This is a genomic window from Rhodoferax sp. RT4P68 (assembly GCF_056521305.1).
This window is the reverse complement of record NZ_JBWMBB010000026.1, coordinates 1-17,824: the sequence shown is the minus strand read 5'-3', so window position 1 is coordinate 17,824 and position 17,824 is coordinate 1. Positions and strand designations below refer to the sequence as shown.

The following is a 17,824-nucleotide window of genomic DNA, read 5'->3' as shown; positions in this document are numbered from 1 at the left end:
GTCTTCGTCAAATTTTTTCGCTTTTCTTTTTTGCCGGACCTTCTGGAAGAAGCTTCCCGAAGAACCTGCGCCGTGAGCAGCGAAGCCCTCGACTATACAACAGCTTTTGAGCAGGGGGAAGAAGATTTTCGCGGGAGTGGACAAGCAGTGGTGAAGCCAGTCGACTCGGCCAGGCCATGGACGTCCCTCGGCTCTCCCCCACACCCCACGGCCCGGATAATTCCGTCCATGGCTCTCATCACACTACTGGACGCGCAACTGGCCTTCGGGCACGTCCCGCTCCTCGACCGCGCACAGTTCTCGGTCGAATCCAATGAACGCATTGGCTTGATCGGTCGCAACGGCGCGGGCAAGTCTTCACTGCTCAAGATCCTCGCCGGGGCCGAGAAGCCAGACGATGGCGTAATGCATGTGCAACAAGGCACGCGCATCGCCTTCGTCGCACAGGAACCCGTGCTGGACCCGAGTTCCACAGTGTTCCAGGCTGCCAGTGCAGGGCTGACCCACGCCATCGCCGCCCGCGATGCCTATCTGAGTGGTGACGACGGCGCTGATCTCAATGCGTTGCAGACAGAGATCGAGACCTACGATGCCTGGAACTGGGAGCAGCGTGTAGCCGAGACGCTTCAACGCTTGCACCTGGACCCGGACAGCGAGATCGCCACACTGTCTGGCGGCACGCGCAAGCGGGTGGCGCTTGCCCAGGCGCTGGTGACACGGCCGGACGTGCTGCTGCTTGACGAGCCCACCAACCATCTGGACCTCGATTCGATCGAGTGGCTCGAAGAGCTTCTGGTCGACTTCAAGGGCAGCATCGTGACCATCACGCACGACCGCGCGTTCCTGGATCGTGTCGCCACCCGCATCGTCGAGCTCGACCGCGGGCAGCTGCGCTCGTACCCGGGCAACTTTGGCCAGTATCTGGTGCAGAAGGAAGACCAGTTGGCCCAGGAAGCGGTCATCAATGCCAAAGCCGACAAGTTGCTCGCTCAGGAGGAAATCTGGGTACGCAAGGGCGTCGAAGCTCGCCGCACCCGCAGCCAGAGCCGGATCCAACGCCTGGAGAGCCTGCGCACCGCCCGCGTCCAGCGACGCGACGCACTCGGGCGCGTCAACATGGATGTCGCCACCGGCCAAAGCAGCGGCAAGCTCGTGGCGGAAATGACGGACGTGAGCCTGTCCTTTGGTGACCGGGTGATCGTTGACGGGTTCTCCGCCACCATCCTGCGGGGCGACAAGATCGGCTTGCTGGGCGCCAATGGCTCGGGCAAAACCACGCTGCTCAAGTTGATCCTCGGCCAGCTGCTGCCCGACAGCGGCCGCGTGCGGCAGGGTAGCAATCTGGAGATCGCCTATTTCGACCAGATGCGCAACGCCCTCGACCTGGACGCCACGCTGGAGGACTTCATCAGCCCCGGCAGCGAGTGGATCGAAATTGGTCGGCAACGCAAACACGTCAAAAGCTACCTCGGCGATTTTCTTTTCTCGCCTGCGCGCGCCACGTCGCCGGTACGTTCTCTCTCTGGTGGCGAACGCAACCGCTTGTTGCTCGCGCGACTCTTCGCGAGACCGGCCAACGTGCTGGTGCTCGATGAGCCCACCAACGACCTGGACATCGACACGCTCGATCTCCTGGAAGAACTGCTGCAGAGCTACGAGGGCACCGTGTTCCTGGTGAGCCACGACCGCACGTTCGTCGACAACGTGGTGACGAGCATCATTGCGCACGAGCCCGGGGCCTCCACGCCTGGCCTGTGGCGCGAGTACGAGGGCTCGGTTCAGGACTGGCAGACGCAGTCGCGCCGGATGCGTGAACTGGCCGCCGCAGGCGCCCCGGCGGGCAGCATCGCCCCCGCACCGCCGATGGCCGCCGTTGCAGATGAGCCAACGCCAGCGGCCAAGTCGCCACGTCGCAAGCTCAGCTACAAAGAGCAGCGGGAACTCGAAGCATTGCCGGCCCAGATTGCCGCCATCGAGGGTGAACAGCAACAGGTCGGTGCCGAGTTGGCCGGTGGCGCGCTGTACGGCACAGACCCGGCCCGCGCAGCCCAACTGTCGGCCCGCCATGCCGAGCTGGACGCCGCCCTGATGGCGGCCCTGGAGCGATGGGAAGCGCTGGAAACAACCGCCTGAACCGCACGCGTCGGCAGCGGCTGCGCCTACAGACAGGCGCATGGCCTGGCCCTACCCTGCCGGACCATGCATTTCGCCACTCCGACTCACAGACAGCAGACGCCTTTTGGGCATTGCGCGCTGCAACTCCTGCTATTGATCATGGCGGCCTGGCTGGCTGGGTGCGCCAGCCTGCCGGCCCACGTTCAGCGACCGGTCTCGACCGCGCTCACGCAGCCCGAAAGCACCTCCCTCGGGCGCGCAGTGGCACGGCACATCGCCGCCACGAGGCCGGCGCACGAGTCGGGCTTTCGCCTGCTCGGCGCAGAAGAGGCCGCCTACACCAGCCGCCTGGCGCTGGTCGATGCGGCCGAGAAGACATTGGATCTGCAGTACTACGCCATCCTGGTCGACCAGAGTACCGGGCAATTCGTGGTGCGGCTGCGCGAGGCGGCGAGGCGCGGCGTGCGCGTGCGGATCCTGCTGGATGACTTCAACACGGTAGGCGCCAACGCCCAGTTCCTGACCCTGGCCTTCGAGCCGAACATCGAGTTGCGGCTGTTCAACCCATTGCCCGGATCACGAAGCTCTCTGTTCGGCCGTTTGCTCGGCTCGATCGGTGAGATCGACCAGATCCAACGGCGCATGCACAACAAGCTGTTCATCGCCGACAACGTGATGGGCATCACCGGTGGCCGCAACCTGGGCGACGCCTACTTCGGCCAAGGCGTCGAGAGCAACTTCATCGACTTGGACGTACTGGCCGCCGGCCGCATCGTTCAACGCATGTCAGCCAGCTTTGACGCGTACTGGAACAACCCGCTGGCCTATCCGGTGCAGTCCCTCCTCACCCCCGACGAGATCGCCGATCTGCGCCCGCGCGATGACGCTGGCCCACAGATTCCCGCAGCACTGCAGACGGCGCCGCCAACGCAGCTTTCGGCAGTGCCCACGCGGCAGGCCGCCCCCGCCACCGCGGCGCTCGACCTCTCTGCGGCGCGCCTGACCTGGGCGCCGTCGCTGTTGCTGGTCGACAAGGCCGACAAACTCGCCGCCGAAGACACGGGCGAGGATGACACCGTGGTCGACGGCCTCTTGCGGCTGATGGAACGCACGCGCCACGACCTGTTGATCGTCTCGCCCTATTTCGTGCCCGGTGACGCCATGATGACCGTGTTTCAACGCCTGCGCGATACGGGCGTGCGGGTTCGGGTGCTCACCAATTCTCTGGCCTCCAACGACGCGCCGTTGGCCCATGTCGGCTACGCACGCTACCGCCCGCGCCTGCTGGAGATGGGCGTCGAACTCTACGAGATGCGCGCGGAGGCCGGTTCCGGTGGTGACCTGATGTCGGCCGGGTCGGCGTCAGCCCTGCGCGTGGCGAGCCATGGCTCCGAAAGCACCCCGCAAACGCCGGGCGGTTCCATGGGCTCGGCGATGGCCTCACGCGCCAGCCTGCACGCCAAGACGGTGATCGTGGACGAGAGCCTGCTCGTCGTCGGCTCCATGAACCTGGACCTGCGCTCGCAACTGCAGAACAGCGAGATCGCGCTGCTGATCCGCAACCGAGATCTAGCCCGGCAGGCCATCGCCATGGCCACGCGCGTGATGGAACAGAGCGCCTACCACCTGAGGGCGCCGCAGGGCCGTCTCGCCTGGCATGCACCCGACGGCGCCGTCCACCATGGTCCCGGCGAGCCAGACGCCGGTACCGGCCTGCAATTCATGCTCAAGCTGATCGGCCCGTTCGCCCCCGACGAAATGCTGTGACGCCTCCCGGGGATTAGTGGTGGGCCGCGCCCTCAGATGCGGTGGTGCCCCTGGTCGGTAGTGCTGCGCAGCCGCCCCAGCAGCGCCGGCGCGATCTGCTCCAACGGCAGCACCTCGTGCACAGCGCCATGCGCGATGGCCTCCTTGGGCATGCCGAAGACCACGCAACTGGCCTCGTCCTGCGCGTAGTTGTAGCTGCCCTTGTCGCGCAGTTCGCGCATGGCGCGGGCACCGTCGTTGCCCATGCCGGTCAGCATCACGCCGAAGGCGTTGCGCCCTGCGACGTTGGCCACCGAGAGGAACAACACCTCCACGGATGGGCGGTGCCGGTTCACCGGCTCGCCCTCGTCCACCACCGCCATGTAGTTGGCGCCGCTGCGTTCGATGCGGAACTGGCGACCGCCCGGCGCGATGTAGGCATGGCCGGGCAGGATGCGCTCGCCGTGGCTGGCCTCCTTGACGGTGATTCGGCACAACCCGTTCAGGCGTGCGGCAAAGCTGGTGGTGAAGCCCGGCGGCATGTGCTGCGTGATGACAATCGCCGGGGCATCTGCCGGCATCGCCACCAGAATGCTCTTGATCGCCTCGGTGCCGCCGGTCGAGGCCCCGATGCAGATCAATTTCTCTGTCGAGATCCGGCCAATCAACCCGTGTGCAGACTGCGCTGCCTGCGACGCCTTCGGCGCACCCGCTGGCGCCACCGGTATGGGCACGCGCCGGAACTTCGCCGTCGCCGCCATGCGCACCTTGTCCACGATCTCGTCGCCCAACTGGCTCAGCCCCGACGCCAGCCCGATGCGCGGCTTGGCCACGAAATCGATCGCGCCCAGTTCCAATGCGCGCAGCGTCACCTCCGCGCCCTGCGCCGTCAGTGTGGACACCATGACCACCGGCATCGGCCGCAGCCGCATCAGCCGACCGAGGAAATCGATGCCATCCATGCGCGGCATTTCCACGTCCAGCGTCAGCACATCGGGATTGAGCTCGCGGATCATCTCGCGTGCGATCAGCGGATCGTTGGCCGCGCCCACGCAGGTCATGTCCACCTGGCGGTTGATGATCTCCGTGAGCAGGCTGCGTACCAGTGCCGAATCGTCCACCACCAGCACTCGGATCTTCTTGCGCATGGCTCAGAACAGGTCCACCGAGCCGCCATCGCGCGACCTGGCCACCGTGGCCGCGTTGCCACGCAGCTCGCTCACCACCAGCTGCTCCGGGTGGGCGTGGGCCAGGCGCTTGACCATGGCCTTGCCCGTCACCGGGAAGAAACAGACTTTGCGCGGGTAGATGTCCAGCACATCGCTGGACAGCAGCGGAATGCGCTCGGTCTGCAGATAGTCGACCACAAACGTCGTGTTGCGCTCACCCACGTTCATGGTCGTGAAGTTCGCCATCACTTGCGCCCCGCCGAAGATCTTGGCCTGCAGCGATTCGCGCCGCGCACCGCTCTTGAGCATCTCGTTGATCAGCAGCTCCATCGCGTACGAGCCGTAGCGCCCAAAGCCGTCTTCGCCACCCCCCTCGGGCAGCATGAAGTGGTTCATCCCGCCAATGCGCGCGCGGGTGTCCCACAGGCACGCGGAGATGCACGAACCCAGCACCGTCATCATCACAAGATCGTCACCCGAGACGAAGTACTCGCCCGGCAGCACCTTCACCGCGTTGTACTGGAAGTGATGGTCCAGGTAGAAGAATGAAGCCTCGCCCGGCCTGCGCGCTGCCGCTTTCAGCTGGGCCAAAGAGACCTTCGGCGCCTCGCCGCTGCGCACCACCGGCGTGGTGGTGCGTGTGCCGGCGCGGCGCTCCACAAGGTTCGGCTGGGGGCTAGCGACGCTCATACACGGTCTTTCCCTTGAGCGTGAACAGATCGCGCGACTCGCCGAAATTCTCGGCATGCCCCACGAACAACAGGCCGCCCGGCTGCATGACGGCATGGATGCGCTCGAGCACACGGCGCTGCGTGGGCGCATCGAAATAGATCATCACGTTGCGGCAGAACACCACGTCGAACGGCTCACGGAACGGCCAGCCGTCGCGCACCAGGTTCACAGACAGGAACTCGATGGCATGGCGCAACTCCGGCCGCGTGCGCACCAGCCCGGCATTGGCGCCGGTGCCCCGCAGAAAGAAGCGTTGCAAGCGCTGCTGGCTCATGCCCTTCATGGCTTCGAGCCGGTACACGCCACGCTCGGCCGAGGCCAGCACCTTGGAATCGATGTCGCTCGCCCACAGCCGGAAGCTCTGCGCCGACCCCAGCGTCTCCATGGCCGTGATGACGATCGAATACGGCTCCTCGCCGGTCGACGCCGCACTGCACCACATGCGCCACCCGTTGGCCGGCGCACGCTGGCGCAGGTGTTCCTCCAGCACCCCGAAATGGTGCTGCTCCCGGAAGAACGACGTCAGGTTGGTCGTCAGCGCGTTGACGAACTCCTGCCACTCCGGCCCGTCGTGCCCCTCCAGCCAGGCCAGGTATTCCTGGAAGCTGCGGTGCCCCGTGTCGCGCAGCCGGCGCGACAGCCGGCTGTAGACCATCGCGTGCTTGCCGTCGTGCAGCGAGATGCCGGCCCGCTGGTAGATGAGCGACTGCACGCGCGAGAAATCGGCATCGGTCCAGATGAACTCTCGCCCCTGGGCCACGGGCCCTGCATCGGCGGCGGCCGCAGACGACGCGCGCATGGGGGCCAGCGTGCTCAGACGGTCACCAGTCCCATGTCCACACCGGACATGAGCCGTTCGATGTCCAGCAGGATCAGCATGCGCTCGTTGACCGAGCCCAGGCCCAGGATGCAGTTGCCGTCCACCGTCGTATCCATGTCCGGCGCCGGGCGCACCGCCTCAGGCGGCAGCTCCAGCACGTCGCTGACGGAATCAACCACGATGCCCACGATGCGCGAGCGCAGGTTCAGGATGATCACCACCGTGAAGCTGTCGTAGTCGGCACGCGCGCAGTTGAATTTCAGCCGCATGTCGACGATGGGCACGATGGTGCCGCGCAGGTTCACCACTCCCTTGAGAAATTGCGGCGCGTGCGCGATGCGCGTCGGCGCCTCGTAGCCGCGGATCTCCTGCACCTTCAGGATGTCGATGCCGTACTCCTCCTGCCCCAAGCGGAACGTCAGGTATTCACGCGCCACCACCGGCTCGCCCACGTCCTTCAAATCCATCGCGCCCATGCTCATTCCTTCCGTAGCTTGCGTTGCCGATGCGTCGGCCTGCGCTCAGTGCCGCGTGCGGCGCACCAGGGCGCCGATGTCCAAGATCAGGGCGACCTTGCCGTCGCCCAGAATGGTCGCGCCCGACACGTTCGCAACCTTGCGGTAATTCGATTCCAGGTTCTTCACCACCACCTGGTGCTGGCCCAGCAGTTCGGACACCAGCAGCGCAGCGCGGCTGCCTTCGGACTCCACCACCACCATGATGCCGTTGGCCGGGCTCTCGGCCTCGATCGGAACCTGGAACACCCGCTCCAGCTCGATCACCGGCATGTATTCCTCGCGCACCTTGACCAGTTGCGCGCCGTGCGCCACGGTGCTGACCGCATCGTCCTTCACCTGGAACGACTCGATCACGGCCGACAGCGGCAAGATGTAGACCTCATCGCCCACCCGCACCGACATGCCATCCATGATGGCCAGCGTGAGTGGCAGCCGCACCGAAACCTTCATGCCGCGGCCTTCGTAAGACTCGATGTCCACCGTGCCGCCCAGCGCCGAAATGTTGCGCTTGACCACGTCCATGCCGACACCACGGCCGGACACATCGGTCACCGTCTCCGCCGTGGAAAAGCCCGGCGCGAAGATCAGCTGCCAGACCTCGCCGTCGGCCATGCCGTCGTGCACCGGCAGCCCGCGCTCACGCGCCTTGGCCAGGATGCGCTGACGCGACATGCCGCGCCCGTCGTCGCGCACTTCGATGACGATCGAGCCGCCCTGGTGCGACGCGGACAGCGTGATCGTGCCGTGCTCGGGCTTGCCAGCGGCGATGCGCTCGGCAGGCAGCTCCACGCCGTGGTCGCAGCTGTTGCGCACCAGGTGCGTCAGCGGGTCGGTGATCTTCTCCACCAGTCCCTTGTCCAGCTCGGTGGCCTCGCCCTGGGTCACGAAATCGACCTTCTTGTCCAGCTTGTTCGCCAGGTCGCGCAGCATGCGCGGGAAGCGGTTGAACACGAACGACATCGGAATCATGCGGATCGACATCACCGATTCCTGCAGATCACGCGTGTTGCGGTCCAGGTCCGCCAGCCCGGCGAACAGCTGCTGGTGCAGCGCCGGCTCCAGCGCCCGGCTGTTCTGCGCCAGCATGGCCTGGGTGATGACCAGCTCGCCCACCAGGTTGATGATCTGGTCGACCTTGCTGACGGCCACGCGGATCGAGGTCGCCTCCAGTGACTGGCCGCCCACGCGGGCCTCGCCTGCCGGTGCGGCCGCCACGCGTGGGCCTGCCGGCCCGCCTGCAGGCGGGGCTGCGGCCGGCGCACCGGGCGCATCGGCAAAGAAGCCGTAATCCTCCATCGGCACGTGCGGCGCTGTCGGCGGGCTGCCCTGTGCGGCGGCCTGGTCCAGCGCCCTGGCGTTGGCCTCCTCCTGCTCCAGCGAAGTGGCAGCGGCCACCGGCGCGCCTTGCGGCGTGATCTCGACCAGCTCCTTGGCCACATGGAACACGAACAGATCCAACAGGTCCGCGTCACTGGAGGTGGTGGTCACGGCAAACACACGGTGCTCCGCGTGCGCGCTGGGCAGCGGCTCCATGGTGCCCAGCCCGGGAATGTCGCGGAACAAGTCCTGCAGCGCGTCGGCTGTCTCGGGATGCTCCAGCGGGCCGATGCGGACCTGCAGCAGCCGCGTGCCCGCAGGCAGCGGCTCGGCCGCCGCAATCGGTGCTGCGGCAGGCACGGGTGCAGGTGCAGGCGCGGGAGCCCGCGTGGGTGGCGGTGCGGGCGCCGCAGACGCTGCCTGGGCCGGCACCTGTCCAGTGGCCAGATCACTGATGCGCCGCACCAGATCGGCCGTGGCCGGCGCCGTGCCCTGCCCGCCGTTCTGGTGGCGCGCCAGCAGGCCGCGCGAGGCATCGGCCGATTCCAGCAGCACATCCACCATCTGCGGCACGGGTTTGATCTCGTGGCGCCGCAGGCGGTCCAGCAGCGACTCCATGTGGTGCGTCAGCTCCGTGACGTCGCGAAACCCGAAGGTCGCCGCGCCGCCCTTGATGGAATGTGCGCAGCGGAAGATGCCGTTCAGCGCCTCGTCGTCGGCCTGCGTCAGGTCCAGGTCGACCAGCATCTGCTCCATCTGGTCCAGGTTCTCGCCCGCCTCCTCGAAGAAGATTTGGTAGAACTGGGTGAGGTCGAAATCGGCACCGCCGGAGGCGGTTTCCTGGTGGTGTTCAGCCATGTGGCCTGCTCCTGTGAGGTGCGTTCACTTGATGACCTTCTGGATCACTTCGATCAGGCGCGTTGGGTCGAAAGGTTTGACAAGCCAGCCGGTCGCCCCGGCCGACCGCCCTGCCTGCTTCATGAGATCGCTGGACTCTGTCGTCAGGATCAGGATCGGAATCGACTTGAAGTTCGGGTCGCCGCGCAGCTTGCGCGTCAGGCCCAGCCCATCCAGCCGGGGCATGTTCTGGTCGGCCAGGACCAGGTCGATGGGGTGCGCCTTGGCCTTCTCGTAGGCGTCTTCGCCGTCGACAGCCTCCACCACGTTGTACCCGGCGTTGGACAGCGTGAACGACACCATCTTGCGCATCGAAGGCGAATCGTCAACAGCAAGGATCGAGTGCATGAAAAATGTGCTCCAGCGGTAAACGGTGCGCGGTGAAAGAGGGGATCGGCGTCAGAACAGCTCGATCGACCCGGCGTCCATCTCGCTCTGGGTCACGGGGTTGGGGCGGTCCAGGACCACCGCGTTGACAAAAGGCACAGGCTCTTCGTCCGGCTCGCATCCCATGCTCTCGCAGCCCAGCCGGAACACGCACGCCTGCAGCACTTTGGTGGTGTGCGCGATCAACTGGGACGCCATGTCCTGGAACTGCAGCTCGGTCACTGCCGCCTGCAAGGTGCCACGCACACCGGACAACGCATGCGTCCCGTTCAGCAGCGGATTCGACAGCTCGCGGGATGCCGCGTCGAAACGCAACATCAGGTTGTCCATGGTGTGCGACAAGAGACCGTCCAGGCGCTGCAGATCGTGCATAGCCACCATCAGCGAGTCCTGCAGCTCGGCCACCACCATGACCGGCAGCTGCACGGCCGGCTCTGTGGGGGTCTGGGGCTCAACCTGCATTGCATCTCCGTCGTTGCCGAGCAACGGCAGTTTTTTGGACTCTTCTTTCAGAATATTAGTGCGAAATGAGAGCGGCCTACTCGAATTTCATGCGGCATGCGACAGACTGCTGTGCCCCGGTGACGGGCGGCACCGCCGTTACACTGCGCCATCGCTGACACGTCCACCCCTCCGACTTTGTCAACCGCACCCATCCGCATCCTGCACTTGGAAGATTCCGAGATCGACCACCAGTTGGTCGCGCTGATGCTGCGCAAGCACAGCCTTGCCTTCGAGATGGAGCGGGTGGAAACGCTGCAAGCGTTTGGCCAGCAGCTGGCCGAGCAGCACTTCGACGTGATCGTCGCCGACTACCACCTGGCCGGCTTCAACGCCCTGGATGCCTGGGCCCTGTTCCAGCAGCAGGCGCACCGGCCACCGTTCATCCTGCTCTCTGGCGCCATCGGCGAGGCCGCAGCGGTCGAGGCCATCCGCCTGGGCTTTTCCGACTATCTGCTGAAGGACCACATCGGCAAGCTCGGCCACGTGATCGAGCGCGCCATCGAGGTGGGGCAGGCGCGCCAGGCCAAGCTGCAGGCCGATGTCGAGCTGGCCCACTCCGAGCGCCGCCTGGCCGAACTGGCCGAGCACCTGCAGACCTCGATCGAACAAGAGCGCGCCGCCATCGCCCGCGAAGTGCACGACGACATCGGCGGCTCGCTCGCCGCCATCCGGCTCGACCTGGCGTGGATCGGGCGCCACACCGACGATGCCGCCATGCAGTCGCACCTGGGCGCCGCCAGCGAAATGCTGCAGCACGCATTGGGCGCCAGCCAACGGATCATGATGAACCTGCGCCCGCCCATCCTCGACCAAGGCCTCGTCGCCGCCATCCAGTGGCTGGCCGAGGGCTTCGAGCGCCGTACCGGCGTCACCACCGTGGTGCGCCCCAGCCGCGAGCGGTTGGACACCGACAAAACCGTCTCACTGGTGGCCTACCGCACGGCGCAAGAGGCGCTGACCAACATCTCCAAATACGCCGCGTGTAGCCGCGTCACGATCGACCTCTCGGACGGCGACGGCGTGCTGACCTTGGAAGTCACCGACAACGGCTGCGGCATCGCTGGCGAGGCGCTGGCCAAGCCCAAGGCCTTCGGCCTGCGCGGCCTGCGCGAGCGCGCCAAGACGGTCGACGGCTGGCTGGACATCGCCAGCCGGCCCGGCCATGGCACCTCCATCATCCTGTCGGTGCCGCTGCAGGCCGAGGCGGCGGCACGCCACGCGGGGAGCGCCGCCACATGATCCGCGTGGTGCTGTGCGACGACCATGCCGTGGTGCGCCGCGGCATCCGCGACACGCTGGCCGAGGCGGTTGACATCCAGGTGATTGGCGAGGCCAGCAGCTACGCCGAGGTGCGCGAGCTGCTGCGCAAGGTGACGTGTGACGTGCTGGTGCTCGACCTGAACATGCCCGGCCGTGGCGGCATGGAAGTACTCTCCAGCCTCACGGAAGTCAACTCGCCGATCAAGGTGCTGATCGTCTCGATGTTCCCTGAAGACCAGTACGCCATCCGCTGCCTGCGGGCCGGTGCACAGGGCTACGTGAGCAAGGCCGGCGAGCCCGAAGAGCTCGTCAAGGCCGTGCGCACCGTGATGCAGGGCCGCAAGTACGTCACGCCCGAGGTCGCGCAGATGCTGGTCGACAGCCTGGCCAAGCCGACACAGGAAGTGCTGCACGACGCGCTGTCTGAGCGCGAACTGCAGACCGTGGTGAAGATCGCCAGCGGCAAGCGCCTGTCTGACATCGCCGAAGAGCTGATGCTCAGCCCCAAGACCGTCAGCGTCTACCGCACGCGGGCGCTGGAGAAGCTGCACCTGGCCAACAACGCGGAGCTGACGGTGTACGCGATTCGCAACGGGTTGGTGTAGCTGAGCCCCGCGCGGCGGCTGCAGCGCCATGGCCGGCGCACCGTGCCGTTCGCGGCTGGCGCCATATCGGATGCGTGCAAGGCGCCCCGCAACCCGGTCATGGTCGACCTGATGGCGCTGGCGAGGCGACAAGCCTAGAGTGAAGGACCGGCCGGACGGCCTGGTGCTCGCCGATGGTCGGGACGAGGCCGGACAGAAGCGAAAGGACAGACCATGCTGACCGATTCCACGGTGACGACGATGCTGCCGGTGAAAGACATGGCACGTGCGCGCGCCTTCTATGAGCAGTCGTTGGGGCTAAAGCCGCAAGGCTTGAAACCCGACGGCAAGTTTGTCTATGTCGTCGGCGGCAGCACCCTGGCACTGTTCCCCAAGCCGGAGGGGACCAAGGCCGAACACACGGCGATCAGCTTTCGCGTGCCCGACATCGCCGCCGCCATCGATGCACTCAAGCGCACGGGCGTTGCCTTCGAAGACTACGACTTCCCCGACTTCAAAACCGTGAACCATGTCTGCGTGCTGGGCGCCGAGAAGGCCGCCTGGTTCAAAGACACAGAGGGCAACTTTCTGTGCATCCACGAGGACATTGCGCAGACATGACGGCTCATGCTTGAACGGGGCGGCAACCCGCGCGTCGGCTGCAGCGGGTTGTCGCTCGACTACTTCGCGCGCATGCGATTGTTCGTCGCGCTGTGCTCGAGCTCGCAAAGACCGAGTTTCTCCATCAACGGGGGAACGTAGACCCCAAAACGGCCACGTAGCCCTTTCTTGAGACCGTACCAACCGCCGACTGGGTTGGTTGGATCGCGCCCCCAGGATTCAACCGTGCCTTCTTTGGCTGGCTTCTGTTCATCGGCACCGCCGAGTGCCACCCAATCGCCTGCGGTCTGCAGCATCTTGTGCAAATCATCGATACAGCGGGCGTCATAGAACAGCACCGTCTTTCCGACAGTACACGCCAAAACTTTCCTGCCATCCCTTTCTTCGACGTGCATCGTGTACTCAGATGTACCCGGTGCTGTCTTGAGCTGCCAGGGGTTATCTTTGGTTCGATTCAGAGGTTCCATTCGTTGTCTCGATCAGTGGGGCAAAATGGCGAGCCCCGCATTGAATCACATTGCGCAGCGATGTCGGCCTAGATGCATTCTTTGCCCGCAGTTTAAATGCCCTCACCACTTCACAATGCCGCGAGTTACCTTCACGCCACCAACAAGTGTCGAACCGCCATAATCTTTTGTAAGGCGTAGCAGTGTGTCATGGAAGCCTAGGTTGGGGAACGCCGCCTCGACTTGTTTGATCGCCGCTCTGCTCATGCCCTTACGAAGCATTCCTTTGGAGGCATCAATCCAGTCGGCCTTACGGCAAGCCTCAATAACTTCTTTGTGACGTCCGTCGTAAGGGAAGATCTTGTGATGCCAATGGATAGCATCGCGAAGCAAATCAGGGTCCAATCCCAGTTTCAATTTCTGGTTATCGGCGATGGCCACAGCCTCGGATGGCTCTAAGTATGCCAATTCACGATCTGTCCACAGGCCAATGTCATGGTAGACAAAAGCCGTCTCGACGAGCCGCTCATGCTCCGATGCGTTGTCTAGAAAATGCATTGCATAAGTGATCGCACGGTATACGTGATTGCGATAACCGGGGAAGTCTTTCCCGACCACCGTTTCGTAGCGCGAAAGCAGCTCTTCGACATAAGGGCGTTTCGGTTTGATCGCGATATCAGACACTGAGCATGACTCCTTCGCGGATGAGAATTTTGACGTTCGAGTTAACCGGGCGCCGATCGCGAGACAATTCGCTCACTGCCACTATGTGCGCCCTTCGCATTTGATCTCTTCCTTGAACTCGTCGCGCTTGGCTTCCTGCTTCACCAGGCACGGGCCATCGCGAAACTCGGTCTTCCACTCGCCGCGCCACGTGGCGCCACGACCATCCTTGCACTTGATCTCGCGCTTGAACTCGCCCCGCTTGGATTCGGTCTTCACTTCGCATGGCCCACCCCAAAAGCCCTCGGTCACCTGGCCGCGCCACCATCGCTTCCCGTCGCGCGGACGCATTTCGTCGTTGGCATAGGCTGCTGATTGGCAGAGGAAAGCGGCAGCAACGACGAGCAGGAGAGGAGTGGTTCTTGAACGCATGGTGAGATGAGAATATGTGGCGACGTGAGTTCTGTCCAGCGGACTAACATTTAAATACACCAGACGCACCGTGGGTAGGCGCCTTCACCTCAGCCGCATATTTGCCGTAGCGGAGCGTAGGCAGATTTGTCGGCGTGAGCGCCAGGCTGGCATGACTGCACGCGCACTAGACCGATTCTCCACAAGACTCCTTGTGCTCGGTCCGCACAAGCTCGCCTGCGGCGAGGGCAGTGTTGACACCTAGCCCGAAGCAAATCAAGCCCACGAGTAATGCAGCAAAGGTAATACCTATGCGGCGTGTTGTGAACGCGGAATATGCGAAGATGCAAGAGCCTGGAACATATGCAGCAAGCGTCGGAAGCGTGAACATGAAAACGCTCAGCGGACCATCGCAATCTACTGCACCCTCAATGCCCATTGCCTGATATTCATTTGCTGAGGCCAATAAACCAAAGAGCGCGAGCGGAGACAAGAGTACCATGAGAGTACCTAAAAGGCGTCGCGTCGATCTGACGCTGGCAGACCCACTGGCTACTTCGCTTGTCATGCTCAACGCTCAAGCTCAGCGGGCGGCGAAGCCGTCCGCTGCAGCGCAGGGTTAGATTTCAGTCCACCGACCACATTAGCTCCAGCTCAAAGAATCGGTTGTCAGCTCTACGAGCCATCTTCAAAGCTCCGCTCATGTCATGGCCGCCGTCGTCCATGGACCATGAGACCTCGTCGAAGTTGAGATCGGTATTCAAATGAGCCAGCAGCTCCTGGGCAAGTGAAATAGACACAGGAGTCGAAGGTTTGGCGATGTAGTCACCTTGCGACGCCTGAAGAAAACGCGCGAGTTCTTCAAGCCGGTCAGCCGACAGCGCGGCCCCTAGATCAACGGGATATCGGAAGTGTGCTTGGTTCGCCGCCTCAATGTAGGTGAAGAGCAAGCCGCCCTCCGGAAAAGCGGTGTGCGACCGTTCCTGCAATTTTTCCAAGAGCATCAACGTGGATGGAGAGAGCATTGAAATCTAACGTTTGACATGAGGGGCAAACGACGGCGGCAATAGCTTGGACAGAAAGCCCAAACCCGCACCGCCGTTGTTTGTCCCTTCGATGGAATACGAAGGGACTTCCCCAGTCCCAAGACGGTGTCCAGGCACCAAGATTGACTCGCGGAAGTTCAATCTGAAACGGAAAAGGGGAAGTCCATGACGGAGATTACACGGGCGCCGGTGGCGCGGGTAGGGGTGGATCTGTCCAAGCGGGTTTACCAAGTGCATGCGGTCGATGCGCAGGGCCGCGTCGTGCTGGCCAAGGCCATGCCGGTGGATCGGTTCTTTGCCTGGTGCGCCGAACTGCCGAACGGATGTGTCATGGCGATGGAGACTTGTGGCGGTGCGCACCACGTGGCCCGCCGGTTGCGCCTGCTGGGCCTGGATGCCCAGTTGATCGCTGGCAACTTCGTCACGCCCTACCGCATGGCGGGCAAGAGCGGCAAAAACGACGCCAACGATGCCGCTGCCATCTGCGAGGCCGCTGGTCGGCCGCACATGCGCTTCGTGCCGGTCAAGACGGCCGAGCAGCAGGGCCAGCTGGCCGTGCACCGGCTGCGCGAAGGCTTCAAGGAAGAGCGCACGGCGCTGATCAACCGCATCCGCAGCCTGCTGGCCGAGTTCGGATTGGTCTTCGCCCAAGGCCCCGATGCGCTGCGTCTGGTGCTGGCCGGCGTGATCGAGGACGCCAGCAACGAGATCCCCGGCGTGGCACGGCTGGCCTTGCAGCGCGCGCATCTGCACTGGATCGACATCGATCTGCAGATCGCCTGGTGCGACGAGCGCATTGCCGCCCATGTACGCGCCGATGCGCGGGCGAGCAAGGCGGCCACGTTGCTGGGCGTTGGCCCGACCACCGCGTCGGCTTTGGTCGCCAGCGTGGGCGAATTCGGCCAGTTTGCCAACGCGCGCCAGGTCGGCGCCTGGCTCGGCCTTGTGCCCAGCCAGAACTCCACCGGGGGCAAAGCCAGGCTCGGGGGCATCACCAAACCTGGCGACGACTACCTGCGCACCTTGCTGATCCAGGGCGCCAAGTCCGCCGTGATGAGCGCGACCAAACGCAGCGACCGCATCAGCCAGTGGCTGGTGCAGTTGAAGGAGCGTGTCGGCTGGCAAAAGGCCGTGGTGGCGCTGGCCAACAAGAACGCGCGCATCCTGTGGGCGGTGCTCACGCGCAATGGCGTGTTCGATCCCGATCATGTGCCCCAGATACCGGCGGCGCGGCAAAAGCCTCAACCGGCATGAATGGATTCTCTGAGTTGGACGTGCGATAGCAGATAACCACCACAGGTCAGACCGGCAGCAGGTGAGCTCGGTAACCCTTGCGTGTTTCAAACACGACGAGTGAATGGAGCCCTGCTGAGCGGTTCGTATCTGGGGCCTCGGACCATTTGGCCGACACAAGCCCGCCTGTAGATGTGCAGTCTGTCCTTTTGCGGTGGCTTCTGTATTCATCGTGCGTCTGCGATCAACGAATGCGAATACCGTTTATCAGGAAGAACACCTAAGAGCCGCTGTTGACGAAAAGGGAAGTCCCTGTAGAAGGGTTAGGCCGCACTCGTGCCATGGCAGCTTGGGCTACGCGAAGAGCTTGTAGACGCCGTAACCAATAAGGCCGAGGCCTAGCAGGTCGAAGAAGATGCCCATTGGGCGAGACTTCCTTGGGTGCCCCGTTATGACGCCGCCGGGGAACCGAGCCGTTGCTTGCATGAGCGCGGTCTGCAGCGGGTGGTTGATCCATTCGCCCATGCCAAAGAAGAAGACGCCGATAGCAACCGCTGCGGTAGGCCGAGTTGGAAACTCCTTCAGCAGTCCTGCGCCGACCAGTAGGAATAGAAAGAGACCGGCGGCCATGAGAACTTGATACCAGTGATCAAGCGCGAGCTTTGAGATCGGGTTCTCCATTACGCAGAGCCTCCAGCTACTTGGCGACAACTATACAAGGGGGCAAAGGCGTTGCCACAACAGAACGCCTCTGCTGGCTGTGCGGCCTAACGCAAAGGTGACCGGCGCCTTGCGCCAGGAAGGAGCGAAGCGACCGTACGCCGCAAGGCGTCCGTGTCGACCGAAATGTTAGACCTCACGCCGGCTACCGCTGTCTTCCACTGAGCGCTTCACCTTGCTTGAGTAATTTATCAATTTCTATTCCATTCTCTCGCGAAGACCATTTTTGAGGCCAGCACGCACTGGAGCTACCCATGTTCAAGCCTGCCCGCATGATCATGCCACCCGGAGTGTGAAAGGCCTTGACCGCATAGAAAGGCTGATCGGTGTGGGCATCGACATACACGATAGGCTGTTCCCGAACTGGAATGAGCAGACCTTGGCGGTCGACCAAGTGCGGCCCGATCCGACGCGCTGCCTGGACTTGGTTCGCGGTTGGTGCGACCCACACCTTGGCTTCGCGCTCGCATAGTCTGTTGAACTGCCAACGCCCTATAGCTTCGTCCGCGAATGGGAAAGGAACCTTGTTTTACTTTCGTGGACACTCCAACCTAACCGAAGGAGTGATCAATGGGAATGCCCGGTCCAAGAATGGTCGGCCGTTATGGGATTGAATTCAAGCTGACGGCAGTCAA

At 63.8% G+C, this 17,824-nt stretch carries 18 protein-coding genes; 6 read left to right on the top strand and 12 right to left on the bottom strand.

Annotation, left to right across the window (positions count from 1 at the left end; all coding sequences use genetic code 11):
* Positions 1-228 precede the first annotated feature (228 nt).
* Together AC099J_RS30860 and AC099J_RS30855 are read left to right on the top strand one after the other, a co-directional pair.
* On the top strand, positions 229-2,133 hold the full coding sequence (locus tag AC099J_RS30860; RefSeq protein ID WP_479619142.1) for an ATP-binding cassette domain-containing protein: 1,905 nt from the start codon (positions 229-231) through the stop codon (positions 2,131-2,133).
* A 141-nt stretch (positions 2,134-2,274) separates the two neighbouring features.
* Positions 2,275-3,882 (top strand): phospholipase D family protein, encoded by a 1,608-nt coding sequence (locus tag AC099J_RS30855; RefSeq protein WP_479619140.1) that lies wholly within the window; start codon positions 2,275-2,277, stop codon positions 3,880-3,882.
* Positions 3,883-3,914: 32 nt separating this feature from the next.
* Here AC099J_RS30855 and AC099J_RS30850 read toward each other — a convergent pair whose 3' ends face one another.
* The 7 genes from AC099J_RS30850 to AC099J_RS30820 are packed head-to-tail and all read right to left on the bottom strand — an operon-like array spanning position 3,915 to position 10,163.
* Positions 3,915-5,009, bottom strand: a complete 1,095-nt coding sequence (locus AC099J_RS30850) for a protein-glutamate methylesterase/protein-glutamine glutaminase (protein ID WP_479619139.1) — start codon at positions 5,007-5,009, stop codon at positions 3,915-3,917.
* 3 nt (positions 5,010-5,012) lie between these two features.
* Entirely contained in the window at positions 5,013-5,720 is a 708-nt protein-coding gene (gene cheD / locus AC099J_RS30845; RefSeq protein ID WP_479619138.1) for a chemoreceptor glutamine deamidase CheD, read from the bottom strand.
* Positions 5,707-6,561 carry a CheR family methyltransferase gene (locus AC099J_RS30840; RefSeq protein WP_479619137.1) on the bottom strand — a complete coding sequence of 285 codons (855 nt, stop codon included), beginning with the start codon at positions 6,559-6,561 and terminating at the stop codon, positions 5,707-5,709. The genes cheD and AC099J_RS30840 overlap by 14 nt, the downstream gene beginning before the upstream one ends.
* A 14-nt stretch (positions 6,562-6,575) precedes the next feature.
* Positions 6,576-7,049, bottom strand: coding sequence for a chemotaxis protein CheW (locus AC099J_RS30835; RefSeq protein ID WP_479619141.1), 474 nt, complete (start codon positions 7,047-7,049; stop codon positions 6,576-6,578).
* Between the two features lie 54 nt (positions 7,050-7,103).
* Positions 7,104-9,275, bottom strand: a complete 2,172-nt coding sequence (locus AC099J_RS30830; RefSeq protein WP_479619136.1) for a chemotaxis protein CheW — start codon at positions 9,273-9,275, stop codon at positions 7,104-7,106.
* A 24-nt stretch (positions 9,276-9,299) separates the two neighbouring features.
* A complete protein-coding gene (locus tag AC099J_RS30825) occupies positions 9,300-9,662 on the bottom strand; it encodes a response regulator (protein WP_479619135.1) in 363 nt (120 codons plus the stop codon).
* A gap of 51 nt (positions 9,663-9,713) precedes the next feature.
* Positions 9,714-10,163, bottom strand: a complete 450-nt coding sequence (locus AC099J_RS30820; protein ID WP_479619134.1) for a hypothetical protein — start codon at positions 10,161-10,163, stop codon at positions 9,714-9,716.
* A 177-nt stretch (positions 10,164-10,340) separates the two neighbouring features.
* Between AC099J_RS30820 and AC099J_RS30815 the strand changes: the two genes are divergently transcribed.
* From AC099J_RS30815 to AC099J_RS30805, 3 genes are all read left to right on the top strand, one after another.
* Positions 10,341-11,444, top strand: coding sequence for a hybrid sensor histidine kinase/response regulator (locus AC099J_RS30815; protein WP_479619133.1), 1,104 nt, complete (start codon positions 10,341-10,343; stop codon positions 11,442-11,444).
* The gene (locus AC099J_RS30810; protein ID WP_479619132.1) at positions 11,441-12,070 is read left to right on the top strand and encodes a response regulator; all 630 of its coding nucleotides are present in this window, start codon (positions 11,441-11,443) and stop codon (positions 12,068-12,070) included. Before AC099J_RS30815 ends, AC099J_RS30810 begins: the two co-directional genes overlap by 4 nt.
* A gap of 213 nt (positions 12,071-12,283) precedes the next feature.
* Entirely contained in the window at positions 12,284-12,670 is a 387-nt protein-coding gene (locus AC099J_RS30805; protein ID WP_479619131.1) for a VOC family protein, read from the top strand.
* 59 nt (positions 12,671-12,729) lie between these two features.
* On the opposite strand, the gene AC099J_RS30800 is transcribed toward AC099J_RS30805, so the two are convergent.
* The 4 genes from AC099J_RS30800 to AC099J_RS30785 form a co-directional block, all read right to left on the bottom strand.
* Positions 12,730-13,137 (bottom strand): DUF6855 family protein, encoded by a 408-nt coding sequence (locus AC099J_RS30800; protein ID WP_479619130.1) that lies wholly within the window; start codon positions 13,135-13,137, stop codon positions 12,730-12,732.
* Positions 13,138-13,239: 102 nt separating this feature from the next.
* Positions 13,240-13,800 carry a hypothetical protein gene (locus AC099J_RS30795; protein WP_479619129.1) on the bottom strand — a complete coding sequence of 187 codons (561 nt, stop codon included), beginning with the start codon at positions 13,798-13,800 and terminating at the stop codon, positions 13,240-13,242.
* Between the two features lie 81 nt (positions 13,801-13,881).
* Complete coding sequence (locus AC099J_RS30790) at positions 13,882-14,211, bottom strand: hypothetical protein (protein WP_479619128.1); 330 nt, start codon at positions 14,209-14,211, stop codon at positions 13,882-13,884.
* Positions 14,212-14,816: 605 nt separating this feature from the next.
* Entirely contained in the window at positions 14,817-15,188 is a 372-nt protein-coding gene (locus AC099J_RS30785; RefSeq protein ID WP_479619127.1) for a hypothetical protein, read from the bottom strand.
* A 213-nt stretch (positions 15,189-15,401) separates the two neighbouring features.
* On the opposite strand from AC099J_RS30785, the gene AC099J_RS30780 reads away from it, so the two are divergent.
* Positions 15,402-16,490, top strand: coding sequence for an IS110 family RNA-guided transposase (locus AC099J_RS30780; protein WP_479619126.1), 1,089 nt, complete (start codon positions 15,402-15,404; stop codon positions 16,488-16,490).
* A gap of 333 nt (positions 16,491-16,823) precedes the next feature.
* On the opposite strand, the gene AC099J_RS30775 is transcribed toward AC099J_RS30780, so the two are convergent.
* Positions 16,824-17,150, bottom strand: a complete 327-nt coding sequence (locus AC099J_RS30775) for a hypothetical protein (protein ID WP_479619125.1) — start codon at positions 17,148-17,150, stop codon at positions 16,824-16,826.
* Between the last annotated feature and the right edge of the window lie 674 nt (positions 17,151-17,824).